Genomic DNA, 18,095 nt, shown 5'->3' on the forward strand with positions numbered 1-18,095 from the left:
GCCCAGTAACTTATACATCTCGGATTCCTTCAAACGCCTGGATACGCGCCACTCGCCAGCCACCACACGCCGCTGCCACGGCGCTGACGCCGAGCACGGCCACGATGGCAAACGCGTAGTGGCGCGCCAGCAGATGGCTGGCGTACTCGCCTGGCATCTGCACAAATAAATGGTTCAGGCCCGATTGCGCCAGGCCATACAGCCCGACACTCAATAGGGCGGCAAGGCCGGCGCTGTACAGCGCCTGCAACACCACAAACAACAGCAACGCCGCCGTGGAAAACCCCAGAAGGCGCAACACCGACAAGTCTCGGCGCTTGCGCTCGACCGCCGCCAACGCGCCGGCAAAAATCGCCGCGAACGCTCCCGCCAGGGCCAATCCGGCGATGATCCAGAACACGATCGACAGGTTGCGGCTCAGCGATTGCACTTGGGCGATGGTCTGGGCCTGGGTCGAGACCAGCAGGTTCTGCGCAGCAAAGTACTGGCGCAGCGGCTCGACATCCTTGAGGCTGCGGGCGTACAGGCGAAACGCCGGATACACCCGCTGCTCCGACACGCCCACCGCATCGCCTGGCCAACCGAACGCCGGCACGGCGCGGCCGTCCCGGTAATCTTCAGCCGCTTCCAGTAACGTCAAGGGCGCGAACAATCCGTCCCGGGCGAAGGTTTCCAGCGGCAGAACGTGCAGCACCTGGACGCGAGTGCGTTGCGCTTCGCCACGACCGGCCACCTGCCGGCCGACACTGGCCACCAGCCAATCACCGGCCTTGGCCCCGAGCTTTTCGGCGGCGGTCTGGCTGAGCAGTACCTGATCCAGCCCTTGGGGCACCGGAAGACTGCCGAGCAAGGGGTCGTTGGCGGCGGTGGGGATCATTTCGACGGTCACCGTCGCGGCGCCAGCGGTCAGATCCGCCGTCGCGGCAATCTGTCGGGTGCGCGGCAAGGCGAAAGCCACGTCACTGCGCTGGCTCAACTGTGCGATAAACGTGGCACTGAACCGGCCGCCACCCAGGGGGATGATTTCCCGGGTGGCCGGGTCGTTTTCCAGGCGTTCGGTCAAACTGCTGACCAGGCCGAATTTCAAGCCGAACAGCACCAGCAGCGGCGCGACCACCGCCACCAACGCCAGTACCGAACAGGCCGACAGCCACACATCGTTGCGGTAATCCTGCCAGGCCAGGGAAGCCACTAGCGTGTTGCGCATCAACTGGCCTCCCCGAGGATGGCGGTGACACCGCCATCGACGTCGCGACGACAACTGATGCGCCGCACCTGCAAGCCGCTGGCGCGTGCCAGCGACTCGTCGTGGGTGGCGACAATGCAGCACACGCCGTGTTCGCGGGCCTGGGTCACCAGTAACTGCATCACTCGCGCAGCATTCAGCGGATCGAGGGCGGCGGTCGGTTCATCGGCCAGCAGCAGACGCGGCCCATGGGCCAGGGCGCGGGCGCAACTCACCCGTTGCCGTTGGCCGACAGACAAGTCACCCGGTTTTTTGCCCAGTTGATCGGCGATATCCAGCGCCCCGGCCAGACGATCCACGCTGCCGTCGTCTTTCAAGCCAAGCAGTTTGCGCGACAGGTCGATGTTGCCGCGCACGTCCAGAAAATCCAGCAGGCCACCGGTTTGCAGCACGTAGCCCAAGTGCCGGCGGCGCAGGTCTGCCAAGGTGCTTTGCGCATCTGCGCGCCACAGCCCGCTGATGTCTGCCCTGGTGTGGTCGGGCGCAAAATCAAACTGCCCGGCCTGATCCGGAGCCAGCACCAGCGCCAGCAAATCCAACAACGTGCTTTTGCCGCAACCGCTGGGACCGACCACCGCCAGTTGTTCACCGGCACGCAGTTGCAGCCGTGGAATCACCAGGCTGTAGCGCTGGCTGCCAGCGCCCCGGCTCTTGTGCACCGCGCTCATGTTCAGCATCACGGCAGCGTCGACAATGGAACGCGGTACAAGGCATCCCCCGGCTCGGCATCGCCGAAACGCACCCAGTTGGCCAAGTCGTTATGGAAGGTTTCGTAGAGGCGAATTTTCGAATCCAGCTCGTCGATAAAGTCTTCCTGCTCGGCCACGCTCAGGGAAAGCCACAAGTCCTGGGTCATGCTCAACGACTTGCTGCGGTAGGGCAGCCCTTCCAGGTACTCACCCAGAACCCCGCCATCGGCCAGGTTGCCGCCCTTGCGCAAAGCCGAAGGATCGCGGCTCATGTAGGCACTGGCACTGGCGATTTCCTGGAAGAAATTCTTCGGCGAGGTCTGGGTCTTGCGGGCGGCATCGACGATCAGTTTCAGCGATTGCTGCAAGTCGTTGAGCTGCAATTTGGTCAGCATCACGCACACCTGGAACGCCGGCAGTGCCGAGTTGGTCAGGTCGCGGTCGGCGGTCCAGGCGCTGACCAGTTGTGGCGCCTGGCTGGCGGCTTTACGCCCCAGGAAGTCCATGTGCATCGCGTAGCCGACGGCTGCCGATTTGTCGATCAGGCTCGGCGCAGCGCTCAGCAGCGGCACGGCTTGCGGCTTGTTGCTGCGCACCTGATGCACCAGGTCGGCAAACACCGAACCGATCTCGTCCACCCGCTCACCCAACTTGCGCACATCGGCGCCCGGTACCGGAATGTACAGGTCGCCGATCTGCGGGTTGGCGTCGGCGGTCAGGGTGCGATATTGGCTTTGCGCACCGGCATGGGTTTTCTTGCCCGCGTCGCTGAGCAAGTGCAAGGCGTAGATTTTGATCTGCTTGCCTAGCGCAGCCTGACGCACTTCGGCCTCGTTCATTTGTGTGGAGGCATACGGGTCGTTCTTGCGCAGGGCGCCAGCATCGGTGACCAACAGAATCAAGCGCCCACCATAACCGGACCAATCCATGCCCTCGACCGCTTCCATCACACCGGCAAACGCATCTTCGTTGAACGAATGGCTCGAGACCGTGGTCGCCTTGACCTGCCGCGCCAAGTCCATGAAGCGCTGCGGGTCGCGCCCCTGTTCCAGGGTGATCAAGGTTTTAGCGACGTATTCCAGACCCGGTGTTTTCTTGATGCTGTTGCGAAACCCCACCAGGCCGAAGCTGACGCTGTCCTGCTCGCCGCGCTCGGCGATGCGGGTTTGCAGCTGGTGCACGACCTCGCGCACCTGATCGATGTAGGGCTGCATGGACACGGTGGTATCGACCACCAGTACCACGGCGGTGCGGAATGCGTCGGCGTTGGCGGTAGTGATTGGCGTGTTGCTGGCGGCAGCCTTCGGAACATTACCGGGGTCGATGGACGCCACGTTCAGCAACTGCACCGGCTGGCCGTTTTCATCGAAACTCTCGCGCGAATCGAAGATCGGCAACAGGTAAAACTGGTTCTGCGGCACCGCGCTCGCGGCCGGTTCCAGGGCCAACACGCGTTGATTGTCTTCGTGGTTCTGCTGGGTCTTGAGCAGCAGGTTTTTTGCCGCTGACGGGTCGGCCAGCAGCTTCTCCACGTCGCCGGCCTGACGCAGAAACATCACCGGCGCACGGCCGGAGCGTTCGGTGAACTTGAGCACCAGGCTTTGCTTCCAGTCGCTGACCTGCGCGGCCGGTAACCAGCCGTCACTGCGCCCATCGGTCGCCGCGCCGACACGCAGCCAAGGGCTGCCATCAACCTCTTTGCGCTGATAGACGTAAAGCACGGAAAACGCCGGCAAGGCCTTGCCAGGCGCGCCCCCTGCTTCGCCGGCGAGCGTCGCACCCGGCTTGCTGAGCACCCGCTGGAACAAGGTTTTTTTGCCGGCCATCAGCAGCGGACGCTGACCGCCATCGACCTCCATCGCCGCCACGGCGGGCGGCGTATTGACCTGGGGTGTAGAGGTCGGCGGCGCGAAAACCAGCGGCGGCTTCACGTCGGCATCGACTTTAGCATCACGGCCCAGCCACCAATAACCCACGCCGCCCAGGGCCAGCGCCACGGCCACCGCGACGGCAGCGAGTGCGAACATGGAGCCCTTTCGCGGCTCCGAGATCGAGGACTGCGGCGTCGGCTTCACGGTTGGCGGAGTGGGCGTGGGTCGGGGTTGCGGCTGCACAGGGCCGCTGGGTATGTCGATAGACACCGGCGTCAATCCCGCCAGGTCATCGCCGGTCGACTTCAGCGACGCCGGAATCGGCAACGGGCGGATCGTGGTGGCTTCAACCGATTCCCCGGGCAGATTATCCAGCGCCCGCAATAGTGCCGCCGCATCCGGGAAACGCTCGGCCGGGTCCTTGGCCAACAGCTGGCGCAGCACCTCTTGATAACGACCGTGGTGCAGCGGCAGTTCCGGCAAGGGTTCGGTCAAATGTGCCAAGGCCGTGGAGAGCGCATCGTTGCCGGTGTACGGCAGTTTGCCGACGAGGATTTCGTAGAGCACCACGCCCAGGGCATAAAGGTCGGCCCGGCCGTCAATGTCCTGGCCGCGCGCCTGTTCCGGGCTCATGTAGCTGGGCGTGCCGACGGCGAAACCGGCCTGGGTGAACTGAGTACGGTCGTCCAGGGACTTGGCGATGCCGAAGTCCGAGAGCACCGCCGTGCCATCGGCGCGGAACAGAATGTTCGCCGGTTTGACGTCGCGATGAACCAGCCCCAGCCCATGGGCATAGCCCAGGGCCGAGGCGATCTGGCGGATGTAGATCAGGCCCTGCTCCGGCGTCAGGCCGGCGGCGATGCGCTCCTTGAGCGTGCCGTTGGGCAGGTATTCCATGGCCATGTAATACAGCTCACCGACATTGCCGATGTCATGGATGGTGACCGTATGTGGGTGAGACAGGCGCGCCAGGGTTTTGCCTTCGCGCAGGAAGCGCTCGCAGAAGCTCGGGTCGGCCGCCAGCGCGGCGGCCATGATTTTCAATGCCACCTTGCGCTCCAGCGAGCGCTGGGTCGCCAGGTAAACGCTGGCCATGGCGCCTTCGCCGATCTCACCGTCGATGTCGTAGCCCGGGATCAGAATGTTCACGGTGGGGTTCATGAAGGCACCTTCACGACGATGACGGTGATGTTGTCCGGAGCGCCGCGCATCAGGCTCAGGGACACCAGACTGCTGGCGATTTCTCCGGGCTCGTCGTGTTTCAGTACCTCGGCGATCTCATGGTCCTCGACGGTCTTGTTCAGCCCGTCGCTGCACAACAGGTAACTGTCGCCGGGCATCAACAGCAGCTCGACCATTGCCAAGTCCAGTTGCGCATCGACCCCGATGGCGCGGGTGACGATATTGCCCCGTGGATGCACCCGGGCTTCGGCTTCGCTGAGCAAGCCGCTGTCCTGCAAATCCTGAACGTAACTGTGGTCCCGCGAGATACCTTCGAGCAGGCCGTCACGCAGGCGATACAAGCGGCTGTCGCCCGCCCACAGACACACCCCGCGCAAGTCACGCGTCGCCAGCACCACCACAGTGCTGCCCATCATGGTCACGCCACGGTTGGCGGTTTCTTCGCGCACGGCGGCGTTGACCCGCAGCAGGTCGTTTTTCAGCGCCGCGGCGTATTCGTCCAGCGATCGGCCCACGGCAATGCTGCGCACGCTGTCGACGATCAGACTGYTGACGTAGTCGCCCGCCGCGTGCCCGCCCATGCCATCGGCGACCACCCACAGGCCGTTTTCCGGCAGGTCCAGGCAAGCGTCTTCATTCACCTGGCGGACCATACCGACATGGCTTTTGCTTGCAGACTTGAACGTCTTTCCAGCGCTTGGACGCATCTACACAACACCTTCTTGGCCGAGCAAAAATTGCGCAAAATCGGCGGCTACAGGCAGACCCTGACACCGCAATAAAGCGGGGGCGATACGCTCCGAACCCTGGCCCCACCACAGACTTGCGCCTTCGCAGGCTTGTTCGGCAAGCGCGGTCATTCGCGCCTTCGGGTCGGTGGCATCAAAGCGATGCAGGCCGGCAAAACGGCTGCTTGGCGTGCGTGGCAGGCACGCCGGACTGCCCAGTGTCGTAAGGCCCGCACCGAAGGTTTCGAAGCTCGCCTCCACGCTCAACGTGCTCAACAGCAATTGCTCAACCTGTTCAAACCAGACATCCGAACTGCCCACCACCGACGCTGGGTCAGCGTCGTGATCCAGCAGCACCGCGACGGTCAGCGGAAAATACCGGCCAACTCGATCGATGCTCGGCATCACCACCCCAACGGCGGCCTGCGGCCCACAGACACCGGCCCCGACCATAAAGCGCCACAGCGGACTGACCAGATAGGCGTCCAGCCAACGGTCCCCGAGGCTGGTCTGGCTGGCGAGCAGACCCGCCGCCAGCCACGAATCCCAGGGGCCGATAAAACTCTGCGGCAAGCCACGGCTGACAAAGTCTCCGCGACTGGCCAACTTTCCATAGAAACCCGGAGTGCTCATAACCGCTCCGGCAGGCTGAAGCCACTAAGCACACGGCTCTTGAACGGGTTGAAGGCGCTGTTGGCCCGCAGCTCGTAAGAGGCGCTGGCGCCGTCGACCCGCAGCCGCAGGTTGAAGCGATCCGGCGAGTTGCCGGCGGTCAGGTCTGATTGCTCCAACAGACGGAACCAGGCCCAGGGTCCATCCAGGGTGATGCCCGACCGACCACTGGCCGAGGGCGGCATGATCGAGATCCGCACCACGCCGATGCTGCCGGCGTTGGGCCATTGCATGGCGGTCGGACGGCTCGGGCCGTGGTCGTAGCTCAGTTGCTGGCCATCGAGGTCAAGTAAAAACTGGGTGATGCTGGCGTCCATCGCCACGGGTTTGAGTTCGAAGCGCACCATCGGCTGGGTGCCGCCGGAACGGAAAAATGCATCCCGGATGGTCGCTGCCCGCTGGAAGGTTTGCAGCACGCCCGGGGCGATGCCGAGCTTCTGCGCGGCGCCCGGTTGCCAGCGCCAGGCCTGGGTCGAGGTATCCACATACGGCTGCAGGTACTTGCGGAAGTAGTTGTCCATCACCCCGCCCACGCCGAAGAACTGGCCGAAGTCGTCGAGAGTCGCGTCTCGCGCACTGCCTGGCGACATCGGATAACGCCCGGCCAGGGACTGGCGATAGATGTTCAGCACTTCGCTGGTCCAGGCCGCGTTCAGTTGATTGCGTACCCCGCCCATCATGGTGTTGGTGGTGGAGTTGACCACCGACTTGACCAGTCCCTGCACCAACGCCGGTTGACGCTCGGCGTTGAGGCTGACCCGTGTCGCGGCCGCTGCGGCCTGGTTCTTGGCTTCGCCAAGCAAGGCGTCGCCGCTGGCGCCGACCATGGCGCTGACCTGCACATACAACGCATTCATGTCGGCCAGCAGGCCGTCGATGACCGCCGGCTCGCCTTCGTTTTTGCTGACGATGCTGTTGAGTTCAGCAAAATGCGCGGTGATGGGATCTTCGCTGGACACCGGTGTGCTTTGCGTCGCCTGCTCATGGCCGAGCAAGGTGCCCAGGCGCTCCTTGAGCTTGTCGACCCCGCCGTCCACCGGCGCACCCTTGGCGGCCAGCAGGCGTTCTTCCTGTTGCAGGTCGGTTTCCTTCGCCACCGCCACCAGCAGTTTTTTCAACGGCGAGGTCGGGCCGGAAATCACCCTCAGCACATCGGCGGCCTGGGCCACGCTGGTGATCGGCACGAAGTCGATATCCGCCAGCAAGGCGTCCCACTGGCGCTGGTAATCCTGGAAATACAGGCGACGCACGTCGGCGGCCAGGCTGGCGACGTTCTGCTGTTCTGCCTGGTCGCGACCGAGCACCCACTGCTCCTCAGCCAGGGTGCCGGTCTGGTTCAGGCTGGTGAGCAAAAACCCTTGGCGATAACCCTTGGCGGTGAAGAAGCCGCTCAAGGGTTCGCCCAACGGCTTGCCGCTCTTGCGGCTGAACACCAGCGCCGCATCGCGCCCGGCCGCTTCGCTGATACGAAAGTCCGGGATGCCGTCCGGCAGTTTCTGCCGCTTGACCCGGTCGTAGACACGCTGGGCCACCGGCAGTTGTTGCAACTGCCGACGCAGGTCGTCGATCAGGCGCGGGTCCAGACGTGCAGTGGGCGGATGGCGCTCGAACAGAGCCTGCAAGTGCTCCGCCAGGGCCATACGCTGCTCGGACGGCAAGTCGCGCGGCAGATTGCGGTCCCAGTCCAGGGCGATCCACGCCTTGATGAAGTCGGCATCGTAATGCTCGCTGTCGGCGAGCATCAGGTAGGCCTTCAAGCCTTCATAAAGGAAGTCCGAATTGCCGCCGCCATGCAGTTGCTCTTCGATGCGCGTGAGCAAGCGTGGCGCGAAGACCGCGATCAACAACTTGCGATAGACGCTGCCGGACTCGGCTTCCAGCATGTCGCCCTGATACAGGCCCAGGCCTTCGGCCCAGCTCGGCGCATCGCCGGCCAGGTGCTTCACCGCGTTGAGCAACGGCAATACGGCGAGCACGTCCCGCTGGGCCGGGCTGAGGTTTTGCACGGTCTGGCCCAGGGGCACGACTTTCTGATCGACTTGCGCGATATACGCCTGGTTGGCGCGGTAGCTGACCACCCACAAGGTCCCGACCACCAGCACCAGGGCCACAGTCGAGGCCAGCACACCCCGAGTGATCCACTTGCGCCGACGTTCGACTTTCGGGTTCACCCCCACCAGCCCACGCTCGGCAAAAGCCACGGCGCTGAAGAGTTTTTCGATGAAGTAACTGCGCCCGGTGCCGTTCTGGCGCGCCAGATGTTGGCGGTCCAGGTTCATGCTCTGGGCCATGGAGCCGATCAGCCGGTCAATCGGGCTGCCTTCCTGGGTGCCGCTGGTGAAATACACCCCGCGCAACAGCACCCGCTCTTCAAAGGCGTTGGGTTTGAATACGCCCTCGAGGAAGCTTTGCAGGCAATCCTTCAACGCGCCGAACTGTTGCGCGAAGCCGTAGATCAGCTCGCGCCGCGCCGGGTCGCGTTCCTGTTGCAAACGCTCCACCAAACGATCGTTGAGGCGCTGTTCCAGGCCGGCGAATTCGCTTTGCAGATGGGCCAGCGGGCTGTCATTGCTTTTACCGTCATCCAGGGCAAAGGTCATACCCCAGACCTGGGTCCGCTCTTCCTTGCTCAGGGTATCGAAATACTCCATGAACCCCGGCACCAGATCGAGTTTGGTCAGCATCAGGTAGATCGGAAAACGCACGCCCAGTTGGGTGTACAACTCCTGGATACGCAGGCGGATCGCGGCGGCATGAGCGGCGCGCTCGGCGTCGCTGCCCAGCAGCAGATCGGAAAGGCTGATGGCGATAAACGCGCCGTCGATCGGACGACGGGCCCGCTGCTTTTTCAACAGGCCGAGAAAGCCCAGCCACGCAGCTTTATCCACCGTCGCATCACTGTCCTGGGTGGTATAGCGCCCGGCGGTGTCGAGCAGTACGGCCTGATCGGTAAACCACCAATCGCAATTGCGCGTGCCACCGACGCCGCGTACCGCCCCGGCGCCCAACTGCGCCGCCAACGGGAAATGCAGCCCGGAATTGACCAGCGCAGTGGTCTTGCCCGAACCCGGCGGGCCGATGATCACGTACCAAGGGAGTTCGTAGAGATTGCGACGCTCATCACCGCCCAGCTTGGCTTTCTTCAACAGCGCCAAGGCTTCGTCCATGCGCTGGCGCAGGGTTTCGAGCTCTTGCGCGGTGGCGATGCTGGTCGGGTCGGGTGGGGTTTGCGCTGCCAGGCTGCGCATGACTTCGGCGGCCTGACGGCGGGCCTGAATGATGCGAAACACCCGGTAGGCGATCCACACCGAGAACACCAGAACGATCAGCGCCCAGCGCCGGCCTTCGGGCACCAGGAATTCGAGCAGCGGCCCGATAAACCAGATGATCAGGCTCAGGGCTATCAGCCCCAGCAACGGAATGACCCAGCGGACGATAAAACTCAAAAACGCCTTCACTCGACCCCCTCCGCCAATACTGTGATTTCGACCCGACGATTGCGTGCGCGGCCCTCTGTCGTAGCGTTCGAGGCCAGCGGCTCGGTGTCGCTGCGGCCTTCGGCGCTGAAGCGCTCGGGCTGGCCGGTCTTGGCCGAAAGGATTTGCAGCACCGAAGTGGCCCGTGCCTCGGACAAGGCCCAGTTCGATGGAAACCGCAGGGTGGCAATCGGGCGATTGTCACTGTGCCCGGTCACCCGGACCTGGCCCTTGACCATGCGAATGGCCTCGGCGATGCGCAGCATCAGCGGCTGGAAATTGTCGACGATGCTGGCGCTGCCCGAAGCGAACAGCTCATCGCCACGGATGGTCACCACGGAACGATCAACGGCATCTTCCACGGCCACCCGACCGGCCTTGATTTCATCGGCAAGGAAGCCCGCCAGGCGGGGGCGCTCGATCAGTTTCGGTTGCACCACCGGGCGGTCGATCGCCTGCACCGGGATCTCGCCCAGGGCATGGATGTTTTTAAACACCGGCTCGGCATCGGCGGCCAGTTTCAAGCGCAGGCCGAACAGCAGTGCCAGCAGCAATGCCACGCCGATGGCGACGGCGATCCAGGGCGGCATGAATTGCGTCAGCCGGTCGCGGGCCACGGCGACGCCGCGCCAATGGGGCGACAGTTCACGCTCATAGTCGCCACGGGCGCTGCGGATAACCGCACTGGTGCGTTCACGCAAGGCCTCCAGTTGGCTGCGACCGTCGTTGATGACCCGATAACGCCCTTCGAAACCCAGACACATGCACAGGTACAGCAGCTCCAGCAGATACAAACGTTCGCGGGGGCTTTGCAGGCAATGCTCCAAGAGCTGGAACACCTTCTCGCCGCCCTTGGCTTCGTTGTGCACGGTGATCAGCAAACTTTGCTTGCCCCAGTCGCTGCTGCCGCCCCACGGCGTACTCAACACCGCTTCATCCAGCGCAGTGCACAGGGCGTAACGGGCCAGCAACACATCGTTGCGCACCACACCGGCGGCCTCGGCGCGTTCCTCGAACTGGCGCAGGTAGGCCAGTAATTGCGCCCGCAGGCTCGCCGGCGCCGGGTGGGCAATGGTGTTGCGCAAGCGGCTCATCAAAGCCAGCAGCGGGCCCGCGGCGCTCTCCAGAGGGTTGAGACCTTCCGCTTTACCGGTCAACACCGGCGCGGCCGGCATCGAAAGCGGCGCGGACTGGGCGCGACCAGGATCCGGGCGGGCCGGGTCGGCGCCACGGCCACCGGGTGTCGGCATGAACTGGGTACGATCGTCGTTGTTCATTGCGGTTTATCCTCGGATCGCCCAGAAAGCCAGGTCCAGCCCCGGGAATTGCCCCGCGATGTAGAACGCAAATCCTCCGGAGTTGGCCAGTTGCTGCCAATGCTCGCTGCCCCGGTCGAGTTCGTAATAGGTGGAGCCTGCGTGATACGGGATCTGCCGTGGCGCCACCGGCAGCGGCAGCAGGCCGATGCCCGGCAATTGCAGGTTGACCAGGTTGCGGATGTGCTCCACCGAGCCCACTTTGCTCTGTTGGCCGAAGTGGCTGCGCAGGGTCTCGGCAGGCACGTCGGCGCGTACCACCAGGATGAAACTGGCGCTGTCGAGCAAGGCCTTGTCAGCCAGCATTGCCACATGAATGCCGTAGGCTTTTTCGACGATCGGAATCGGCGTGGCCTTGCTGTCGATCAGCATCGACAGCGCCTCGCGCAGGGCTTGCATCACCGGCGCAAAACTCAGCGCCAGGTTGTCGTGCTGGTACTGCGGGTTTTCCTGCGGTCGCCGCCCGGAAGCGGTAAAGGTCGAAAACTCACCGGCCAGGCTCACCAACTCGCTGTAGAACCGCTCGGGGTGCAACGGGCTCAACTGGCTCAAGTGCTGGATCAACGGCTGAGCGCGGTTGACCAGTTGCAGCAGCATGAAGTCGGCAATTTCCGAGGCCCCGCCGGCACCGGAAGCAACCACCCGCCCGGCGAGGGCTTCGCCGCGTTGATGAAGCAGGCCCAGCAGTTCGCTGCGAAACGCGGCCAGGGGTTTGGAGGCGGATACATCCATCAGCGGTGGGATGTAAGTGTCGTCGAGCACCAGGGCGCGGTCGGCGCGCTTCTCTTTGATTCGCACCAGGCCGATGGCGGCATAGTCGCTGATGCCATCCTCGGCAATCAATAATCGCAGCGCCCTGGAAGCCACTGCCACCGGCGCACGGTTTTCGAACGGCGCGTTGTCGTCCCGTACTTCGCGCACCTGGCTCACGTAGCGCGCAGCGCCCGGGGTTTCGCCTTCATCAACGGTGTCACGCGCTCCGGCACGCTTGAGCGGCAAGGCCAGGTACACCAGGCCATCGCGCAGGTCGGCATCGACATTCAGCGGGCTCGGCGCCAGGTCATCCTGGGGAATGTTGAATGGCGTGCCGTCCGGTAACAGGCCCCGCGCCGAGATGATTGCCAGTTTGCCCTGGGCCAACAGCCCCTGATCAATCAGCAATTCGGAAAAACCCCAGGCGCCGGCCGACAACGGGCGGCTTCGGGCGTCGATGAGGTTTTCCAGATAACGGTCATGCTGCTGGAAGTGCTGCGTTCCAATGAACATGCCTTCCGACCAGACCACGCGATTGTTCCAGGACATGGGGGCTCCGATTGCTTATTGGGCAGGGCTGGATGGGGGAACAACGACGGCGCTGCGCACGGCGCGCACATCGAGGCTGATCTGGTATTCGGTGTATTGGCGCGGCGGAACATTCATCACCGTGCGCCACTGCGCCTGATCCAGTTCGCGATACCCCACCAGCACACCGATGTGGCGGGTGGCCGGGTCGAGGTCGCGTTTCAAGCTCAATTGCTGGCCGGGCTCGACCAGCACTTCGTCCTGGTCGAGCAGATCCGCGCCGAGCGTCGCCTGGGCTCGTTCGGCCAGGGCGAAATAATCGGAACGGCCGAAGGTGGCGGCATTTTTCAATTCGAAAATGCGCACCCGGACCGGGGCCGGCTGGCCGGTGCTACCGGGGTTGAGCCCGGCGATGGCGTGGAAGTGCAACTCGACGGCGGCGGTGTCGGCCTCGGCCTCAGCCACTTCGGGCTGGGGTTTGGCCGTATCCTTCGCACACGCGGTCAGCAGAAGCGCGGTGGCAACTGCGAGTAAAAACCTGTGAATCATCCTGCGTCCTCAATGACGTTTCAGCTATCCATTGTTCCGTTCATTGCCATGTATCGCGTTATGAGTCGGTGCTCAGCCGCGGCGCGGCCTTGTACTGTGCTCTTCGTAGGCGCGGCTGAATTCCCGACCGAACAGGTCCTGGAAATCCTCTTGGGCCTCGCGGGAAATCTTGCTGTAGAGCTCGGTGAACTGCTGCCAGTACTGGGCCTGTCGCGAGCCATTGAAAAGGCTCGACAGGCCACCGGGCTTGCCCATGCGCTCTTCCAGTTGCGCCGGCTCGAAGCGCGCCAGCAGGTGCTTGATCGCTGCTTCCACACCGGCCATCACCGCCAATTGGTGGGCACGCAAGTCATCGAAGCTATCGCGCACCGCCAGGTCCGGCGCCATGAACGCTTGACTGCTGTGGCGCAGCAGCAACAGCAAGGCCTCATCGACGTTGGGGGCGAATTTCAGCGGGTTGTTTTCCACGGGTTGAATCATCGTCTGCTGAATGCGGAACTCGCCCTTGAGGCTGCTGCGGGCGCGCAAGACATCGATCAGGCCTTCGACCATCAGCCGATAACTGCGGCCAACGCTTTCCATCTGCGCTTCGGCCTGGGCCTTGTCCAGGCGCAACTGATCCAGCCCTGCGCCGCGCAGGAAGGCTTGCAACAGGTCGGGTTGAGCATGGTCGGCCGGGCTGACCGGATTGACCTCGCGTTCGACGATGGCCACGGGCGGTTCACGCAGGGGTGCCGGCGCAATCGGTGTGCTGATTTGAGGCACGGGTGACGGCGTAACCTCTGCGACAGGCAAGGGGGCGACAGGCAGTGGGGCAACCGCAACCGGCGCAGACTTATCGCTGAACAGGTCCCAATCTTCCGGAATCACCGAGGCCGACGCCAACGGTACAGGCACCGCCACGGGCGTTGGGTTGGGAATCGGGGTCGGTGGGCGGAAGTCATGCTGCTCGGCCGGGACATGGTCGGGCTGGGTGGCCGGCGGGACGCTGGTCGGTGACAGAAAGTCGAAAAGGTCCGACACGGTGTCCATGGCCGACCCGCCCTGGAAATGTGCAGGCGGTGTCATGGGCAACGACGTCGGTGTATTCGCAACAGCGCCCTGGTGCCCCATCAGGGCCTCGAAGCTGCTGGACGAATCGGCGAAAGGGTTGCTGTCAGTCACCGGCAGACTGAAATCGATGCGCGCCTGGATATCATAATCACCGATACGGATAACTTCGCCATCCTGCAACGGCTCACTGTTTCCCTTGCGCAGGCGAATGCCGGCCTTGACCAATTCCACACCATTAGTGCTGTTATCGGTTAAATAGTAGCGGCCATCTTTGTATTGAATAACGCAATGTTTGCCGGAAATAAGGCGCTGAGGGTCAGGCAATACCCAGTCATTATCAGAATTACGGCCAATTGCCATCACGCCCTGGTCCATGGATTTTTCAGAGCACTGACCTGGGGTAATCTTGTGATAACTAGTGATAGTCAAACACAGCGACATCTTGCCTCCTTGCTGAACACTTTGCGCGCAGGCGAGTGAGGGCCTAGGCCCGAGTGACTCTCGCCGACATACCTTGCAAACAACGTCGAAAACGCCTTTCAACCAGCATGATCGCTGATCTTAACCGGCTTTCGTGACAAAAAACCTGCATAAGTGCCCGCCTCGACCAACCGGTCGCGCGGGTTGTTAAGCACCTCACATCTGTCGCACAGGATAATAGCTTACCTTGACAAGGCATAAGTACTACACCAAAAATGCGCAAGTTCTTGAATATGAGCGACGGTACTTCAAGATCATTGCCCCTCAAAAGAGCAATTACCGTCAAGGAAACATGTGAAGTTCCATCGCGAACTCGCGTGTGAAATGCCCGACTCTGTCAGCGGGCGATAGGGAGATCAAACTCAGTGGAAGTACCTTCGCTGCTCGCTGCCGTTTCCGAGACTTCGCCTTGTGGTGAAGATCTGGAATATGACCAGGCATTCTTGCGCCTGGAACGCGACTCCCGCGGCCAGCCCGAGCGCAGCATGGGCGATTCGATATTGCCTGCCGAACCCCCTGAATGGAGCAGCATCCAGCAACAAAGCCTGGAGTTGTTGCAACGCAGTAAAGACCTGCGTATCACCCATTTCCTTTTGCAAAGCTCCCTTGCCCTCGAAGGCGTCACGGGCCTGGCCCGCGTCCTGACGCTGATCGGCGAATTACTCAAGCAATACTGGGCCGACCTGCATCCGCGACTGGATGCCGATGACGACAACGATCCTACCGTGCGCATCAATGCCCTTGCCGGCCTGACGTCGGACACCACTATCCGCCTGCTGCGCGAAAGCATCCTGGCCCGCTCGCGCACCTTTGGCCCTGTCAGCCTGCGCGCCGCCGCCAATGCCAGCGGCCTGCAAAGTTTCCCTGACGAAAGCCTCGGCTCCGAGCAGCTCGCCGGGGCGTTCCTCGGCAGCGATCCCGAGCAACTGGAAATCACCCGCGCGGCCTTGCACGAGGCCCGCAATGCCGCCGAGACCATTGAGCAACAGGTTAGCGAATACGTCGGTTCCGCCCAGGGCGTTGACCTTGGCCCGTTGAAGCAACCGATCAAAATGGCCCTGCAGATCCTCGGCCAGTTCGCCCCCCAGAGCGGCGACGCCCCCCTGCCCGATGCCATTAGCGACGACAGCGCCGCGCCAGTTGAATACGCCACCGCACCGAGCGCACCGCGCAGTACCGGCACTGGCGAAATCAACAACCGCGACGACGTGCTGCGCAGCCTGGACCGGATTCTTGCGTACTACACGCGTCAAGAGCCTTCCAGCCCGCTGCCGGTGCTGTTGAACCGGGCAAAGAATCTGGTGCACGCTGACTTTGCGGCCATCGTGCGCAACCTGATTCCCGACGGCATGAGCCAATTTGAAAACCTGCGCGGACCAGACAGCGAATAAAAGCGAAAGGATCACGCAGTCACGTCACCGGTACCACCGATGACGCCAACACCGTCGCTTGAGCGACCAGGAGCAGCAACGTGGCGAAGCAAAGTTCTCAGAAATTCATCGCGCGCAACCGCGCGCCTCGAGTGCAGATCGAGTACGACGTCGAGCTCTACGGCGCCGAGAAAAAGGTCCAGTTGCCCTTCGTAATGGGCGTTATGGCTGACCTCGCCGGCAAGCCGGCCGAGCCCCTGGCCCCTGTTGCCGATCGCAAGTTCCTTGAAGTGGACGTCGACAACTTCGACTCGCGCCTCAAGGCCATGCAGCCACGCGTCGCGTTCCACGTGCCCAACGAGCTGACCGGCGAAGGCAACCTGAGCCTGGACATCACCTTTGAAAGCATGGACGACTTCAGCCCCGCCGCCGTGGCGCGCAAGGTCGACTCGCTGAACAAGCTGCTCGAAGCGCGCACCCAACTGGCCAACCTGCTGACCTACATGGACGGCAAGACTGGCGCCGAAGAAATCATCATGAAGGCCATCAAGGACCCGGCGCTGCTCCAGGCACTTGCCAGTGCGCCGAAGCCAGCCGAGCCTCAGGCTTAATCAGGACGAATGATCATGACCGATTCAGTACGTGCAGACGCTCAGACACTGGGCACCACCGAAGAAGCCAGCGAGTTCGCCTCCCTGCTGCTGCAAGAATTCAAACCCAAGACCGACCGCGCTCGCGAAGCCGTCGAGACCGCCGTGCGCACCCTGGCCGAACAGGCCCTGGCGCAGACCGACCTGGTGTCCAACGACGCGATCAAGTCGATCGAGTCGATCATTGCCGCCATCGACGCCAAGCTCACCGCCCAGGTGAATCAGGTCATCCATCACCCGGACTTCCAACAACTGGAAAGCGCCTGGCGTGGCCTGCACTACCTGGTCAACAACACCGAGAGCGACGAGCAGCTCAAGATCCGCGTGCTCAACATCTCCAAGACCGACCTGCACAAGACCCTGAAGAAATTCAAGGGCACTGCGTGGGACCAGAGCCCGATCTTCAAGAAGATGTACGAGGAAGAATACGGCCAGTTCGGTGGCGAACCTTACGGTTGCCTCGTGGGCGATTACTACTTCGACCAGTCGCCGCCGGATGTCGAGTTGCTGGGCGAGTTGTCGAAAGTCTGCGCCGCCATGCACTCGCCGTTCATCGCAGCCGCTTCGCCGACCGTGATGGGCATGGGCTCGTGGCAAGAACTGTCGAACCCGCGCGACCTGACCAAGATCTTCACCACACCGGAATACGCCGGCTGGCGCTCGCTGCGTGAATCGGAAGACTCGCGCTATATCGGCCTGACCATGCCGCGCTTCCTGGCGCGCCTGCCCTACGGCGCCAAGACCGACCCGGTGGAAGCCTTCGCCTTCGAAGAAAACACCGACGGCGCCGACAGCTCCAAGTACACCTGGGCCAACGCCGCTTACGCGATGGCGGTGAACATCAACCGCTCGTTCAAACACTTCGGCTGGTGCTCGCGCATTCGTGGCGTGGAATCCGGCGGCGAAGTGGAAAACCTGCCGGCTCATACCTTCCCGACCGATGACGGCGGCGTAGACATGAAGTGCCCTACCGAAATCGCCATTTCGGACCGCCGTGAAGCGGAACTGGCGAAGAACGGTTTCATGCCGCTGCTGCACAAGAAAAACACCGACTTCGCCGCGTTCATCGGCGCCCAATCGTTGCAGAAACCGGCCGAATACGACGACCCGGATGCCACCGCCAACGCCAACCTGGCCGCGCGCCTGCCCTACCTGTTTGCCACCTGCCGTTTCGCCCATTACTTGAAGTGCATCGTGCGCGACAAGATTGGCTCCTTCAAAGAGAAGGACGAGATGCAGCGTTGGTTGCAGGACTGGATCCTCAACTACGTCGACGGTGACCCGGCGCACTCCACCGAAACCACCAAGGCCCAGCACCCATTGGCTGCGGCCGAAGTGATCGTCGAGGACGTGGAAGGCAACCCGGGGTACTACACCTCCAAGTTCTTCCTGCGTCCGCACTATCAGCTCGAAGGTCTGACCGTGTCGCTGCGCCTGGTATCCAAGCTGCCTTCGGCCAAGGGCGCGTAACACCGCCCTTGATGTGATCGTTCCCACGCTCTGCGTGGGAATGCCGCCCAGGACGCAGAGCG

Annotated in this window: 13 protein-coding genes; 3 read left to right on the plus strand and 10 right to left on the minus strand. The window is 62.9% G+C overall.

Annotated features, from left to right (window positions below):
* Positions 1-10: 10 nt before the first annotated feature.
* The 10 genes from AC1DIH_RS10215 to tagH form a co-directional block, all read right to left on the minus strand.
* The gene (locus tag AC1DIH_RS10215) at positions 11-1,207 is read right to left on the minus strand and encodes an ABC transporter permease (protein WP_477771570.1); all 1,197 of its coding nucleotides are present in this window, start codon (positions 1,205-1,207) and stop codon (positions 11-13) included.
* Complete coding sequence (locus AC1DIH_RS10220) at positions 1,207-1,923, minus strand: ABC transporter ATP-binding protein (RefSeq protein ID WP_477771592.1); 717 nt, start codon at positions 1,921-1,923, stop codon at positions 1,207-1,209. The genes AC1DIH_RS10215 and AC1DIH_RS10220 overlap by 1 nt, the downstream gene beginning before the upstream one ends.
* Complete coding sequence (locus tag AC1DIH_RS10225) at positions 1,923-4,967, minus strand: serine/threonine-protein kinase (RefSeq protein ID WP_477771571.1); 3,045 nt, start codon at positions 4,965-4,967, stop codon at positions 1,923-1,925. Before AC1DIH_RS10225 ends, AC1DIH_RS10220 begins: the two co-directional genes overlap by 1 nt.
* Entirely contained in the window at positions 4,964-5,695 is a 732-nt protein-coding gene (locus AC1DIH_RS10230; protein WP_477771572.1) for a PP2C family protein-serine/threonine phosphatase, read from the minus strand. Before AC1DIH_RS10230 ends, AC1DIH_RS10225 begins: the two co-directional genes overlap by 4 nt.
* Positions 5,696-6,349, minus strand: coding sequence for a type VI secretion system-associated protein TagF (gene tagF, locus AC1DIH_RS10235; RefSeq protein WP_477771573.1), 654 nt, complete (start codon positions 6,347-6,349; stop codon positions 5,696-5,698). It abuts the gene before it with no gap.
* Positions 6,346-9,846, minus strand: a complete 3,501-nt coding sequence (gene tssM / locus AC1DIH_RS10240) for a type VI secretion system membrane subunit TssM (RefSeq protein WP_477771574.1) — start codon at positions 9,844-9,846, stop codon at positions 6,346-6,348. Before tssM ends, tagF begins: the two co-directional genes overlap by 4 nt.
* Entirely contained in the window at positions 9,843-11,141 is a 1,299-nt protein-coding gene (locus tag AC1DIH_RS10245) for a DotU family type VI secretion system protein (RefSeq protein WP_477771575.1), read from the minus strand. Before AC1DIH_RS10245 ends, tssM begins: the two co-directional genes overlap by 4 nt.
* A 6-nt stretch (positions 11,142-11,147) precedes the next feature.
* Positions 11,148-12,482 carry a type VI secretion system baseplate subunit TssK gene (gene tssK / locus AC1DIH_RS10250; protein ID WP_054594703.1) on the minus strand — a complete coding sequence of 445 codons (1,335 nt, stop codon included), beginning with the start codon at positions 12,480-12,482 and terminating at the stop codon, positions 11,148-11,150.
* 15 nt (positions 12,483-12,497) lie between these two features.
* On the minus strand, positions 12,498-13,010 hold the full coding sequence (gene tssJ, locus AC1DIH_RS10255; RefSeq protein WP_477771576.1) for a type VI secretion system lipoprotein TssJ: 513 nt from the start codon (positions 13,008-13,010) through the stop codon (positions 12,498-12,500).
* Positions 13,011-13,082: 72 nt separating this feature from the next.
* Positions 13,083-14,504 (minus strand): type VI secretion system-associated FHA domain protein TagH, encoded by a 1,422-nt coding sequence (gene tagH, locus AC1DIH_RS10260; protein ID WP_477771577.1) that lies wholly within the window; start codon positions 14,502-14,504, stop codon positions 13,083-13,085.
* 404 nt (positions 14,505-14,908) lie between these two features.
* Between tagH and tssA the strand changes: the two genes are divergently transcribed.
* From tssA to tssC, 3 genes are all read left to right on the plus strand, one after another.
* Positions 14,909-15,934 carry a type VI secretion system protein TssA gene (tssA, locus tag AC1DIH_RS10265; RefSeq protein ID WP_477771578.1) on the plus strand — a complete coding sequence of 342 codons (1,026 nt, stop codon included), beginning with the start codon at positions 14,909-14,911 and terminating at the stop codon, positions 15,932-15,934.
* Positions 15,935-16,014: 80 nt separating this feature from the next.
* Entirely contained in the window at positions 16,015-16,524 is a 510-nt protein-coding gene (gene tssB, locus AC1DIH_RS10270; RefSeq protein WP_007894500.1) for a type VI secretion system contractile sheath small subunit, read from the plus strand.
* 15 nt (positions 16,525-16,539) lie between these two features.
* Complete coding sequence (gene tssC / locus AC1DIH_RS10275; RefSeq protein WP_054598202.1) at positions 16,540-18,033, plus strand: type VI secretion system contractile sheath large subunit; 1,494 nt, start codon at positions 16,540-16,542, stop codon at positions 18,031-18,033.
* Positions 18,034-18,095: the final 62 nt, after the last annotated feature.

The organism is Pseudomonas sp. 05N36 (assembly GCF_056397385.1).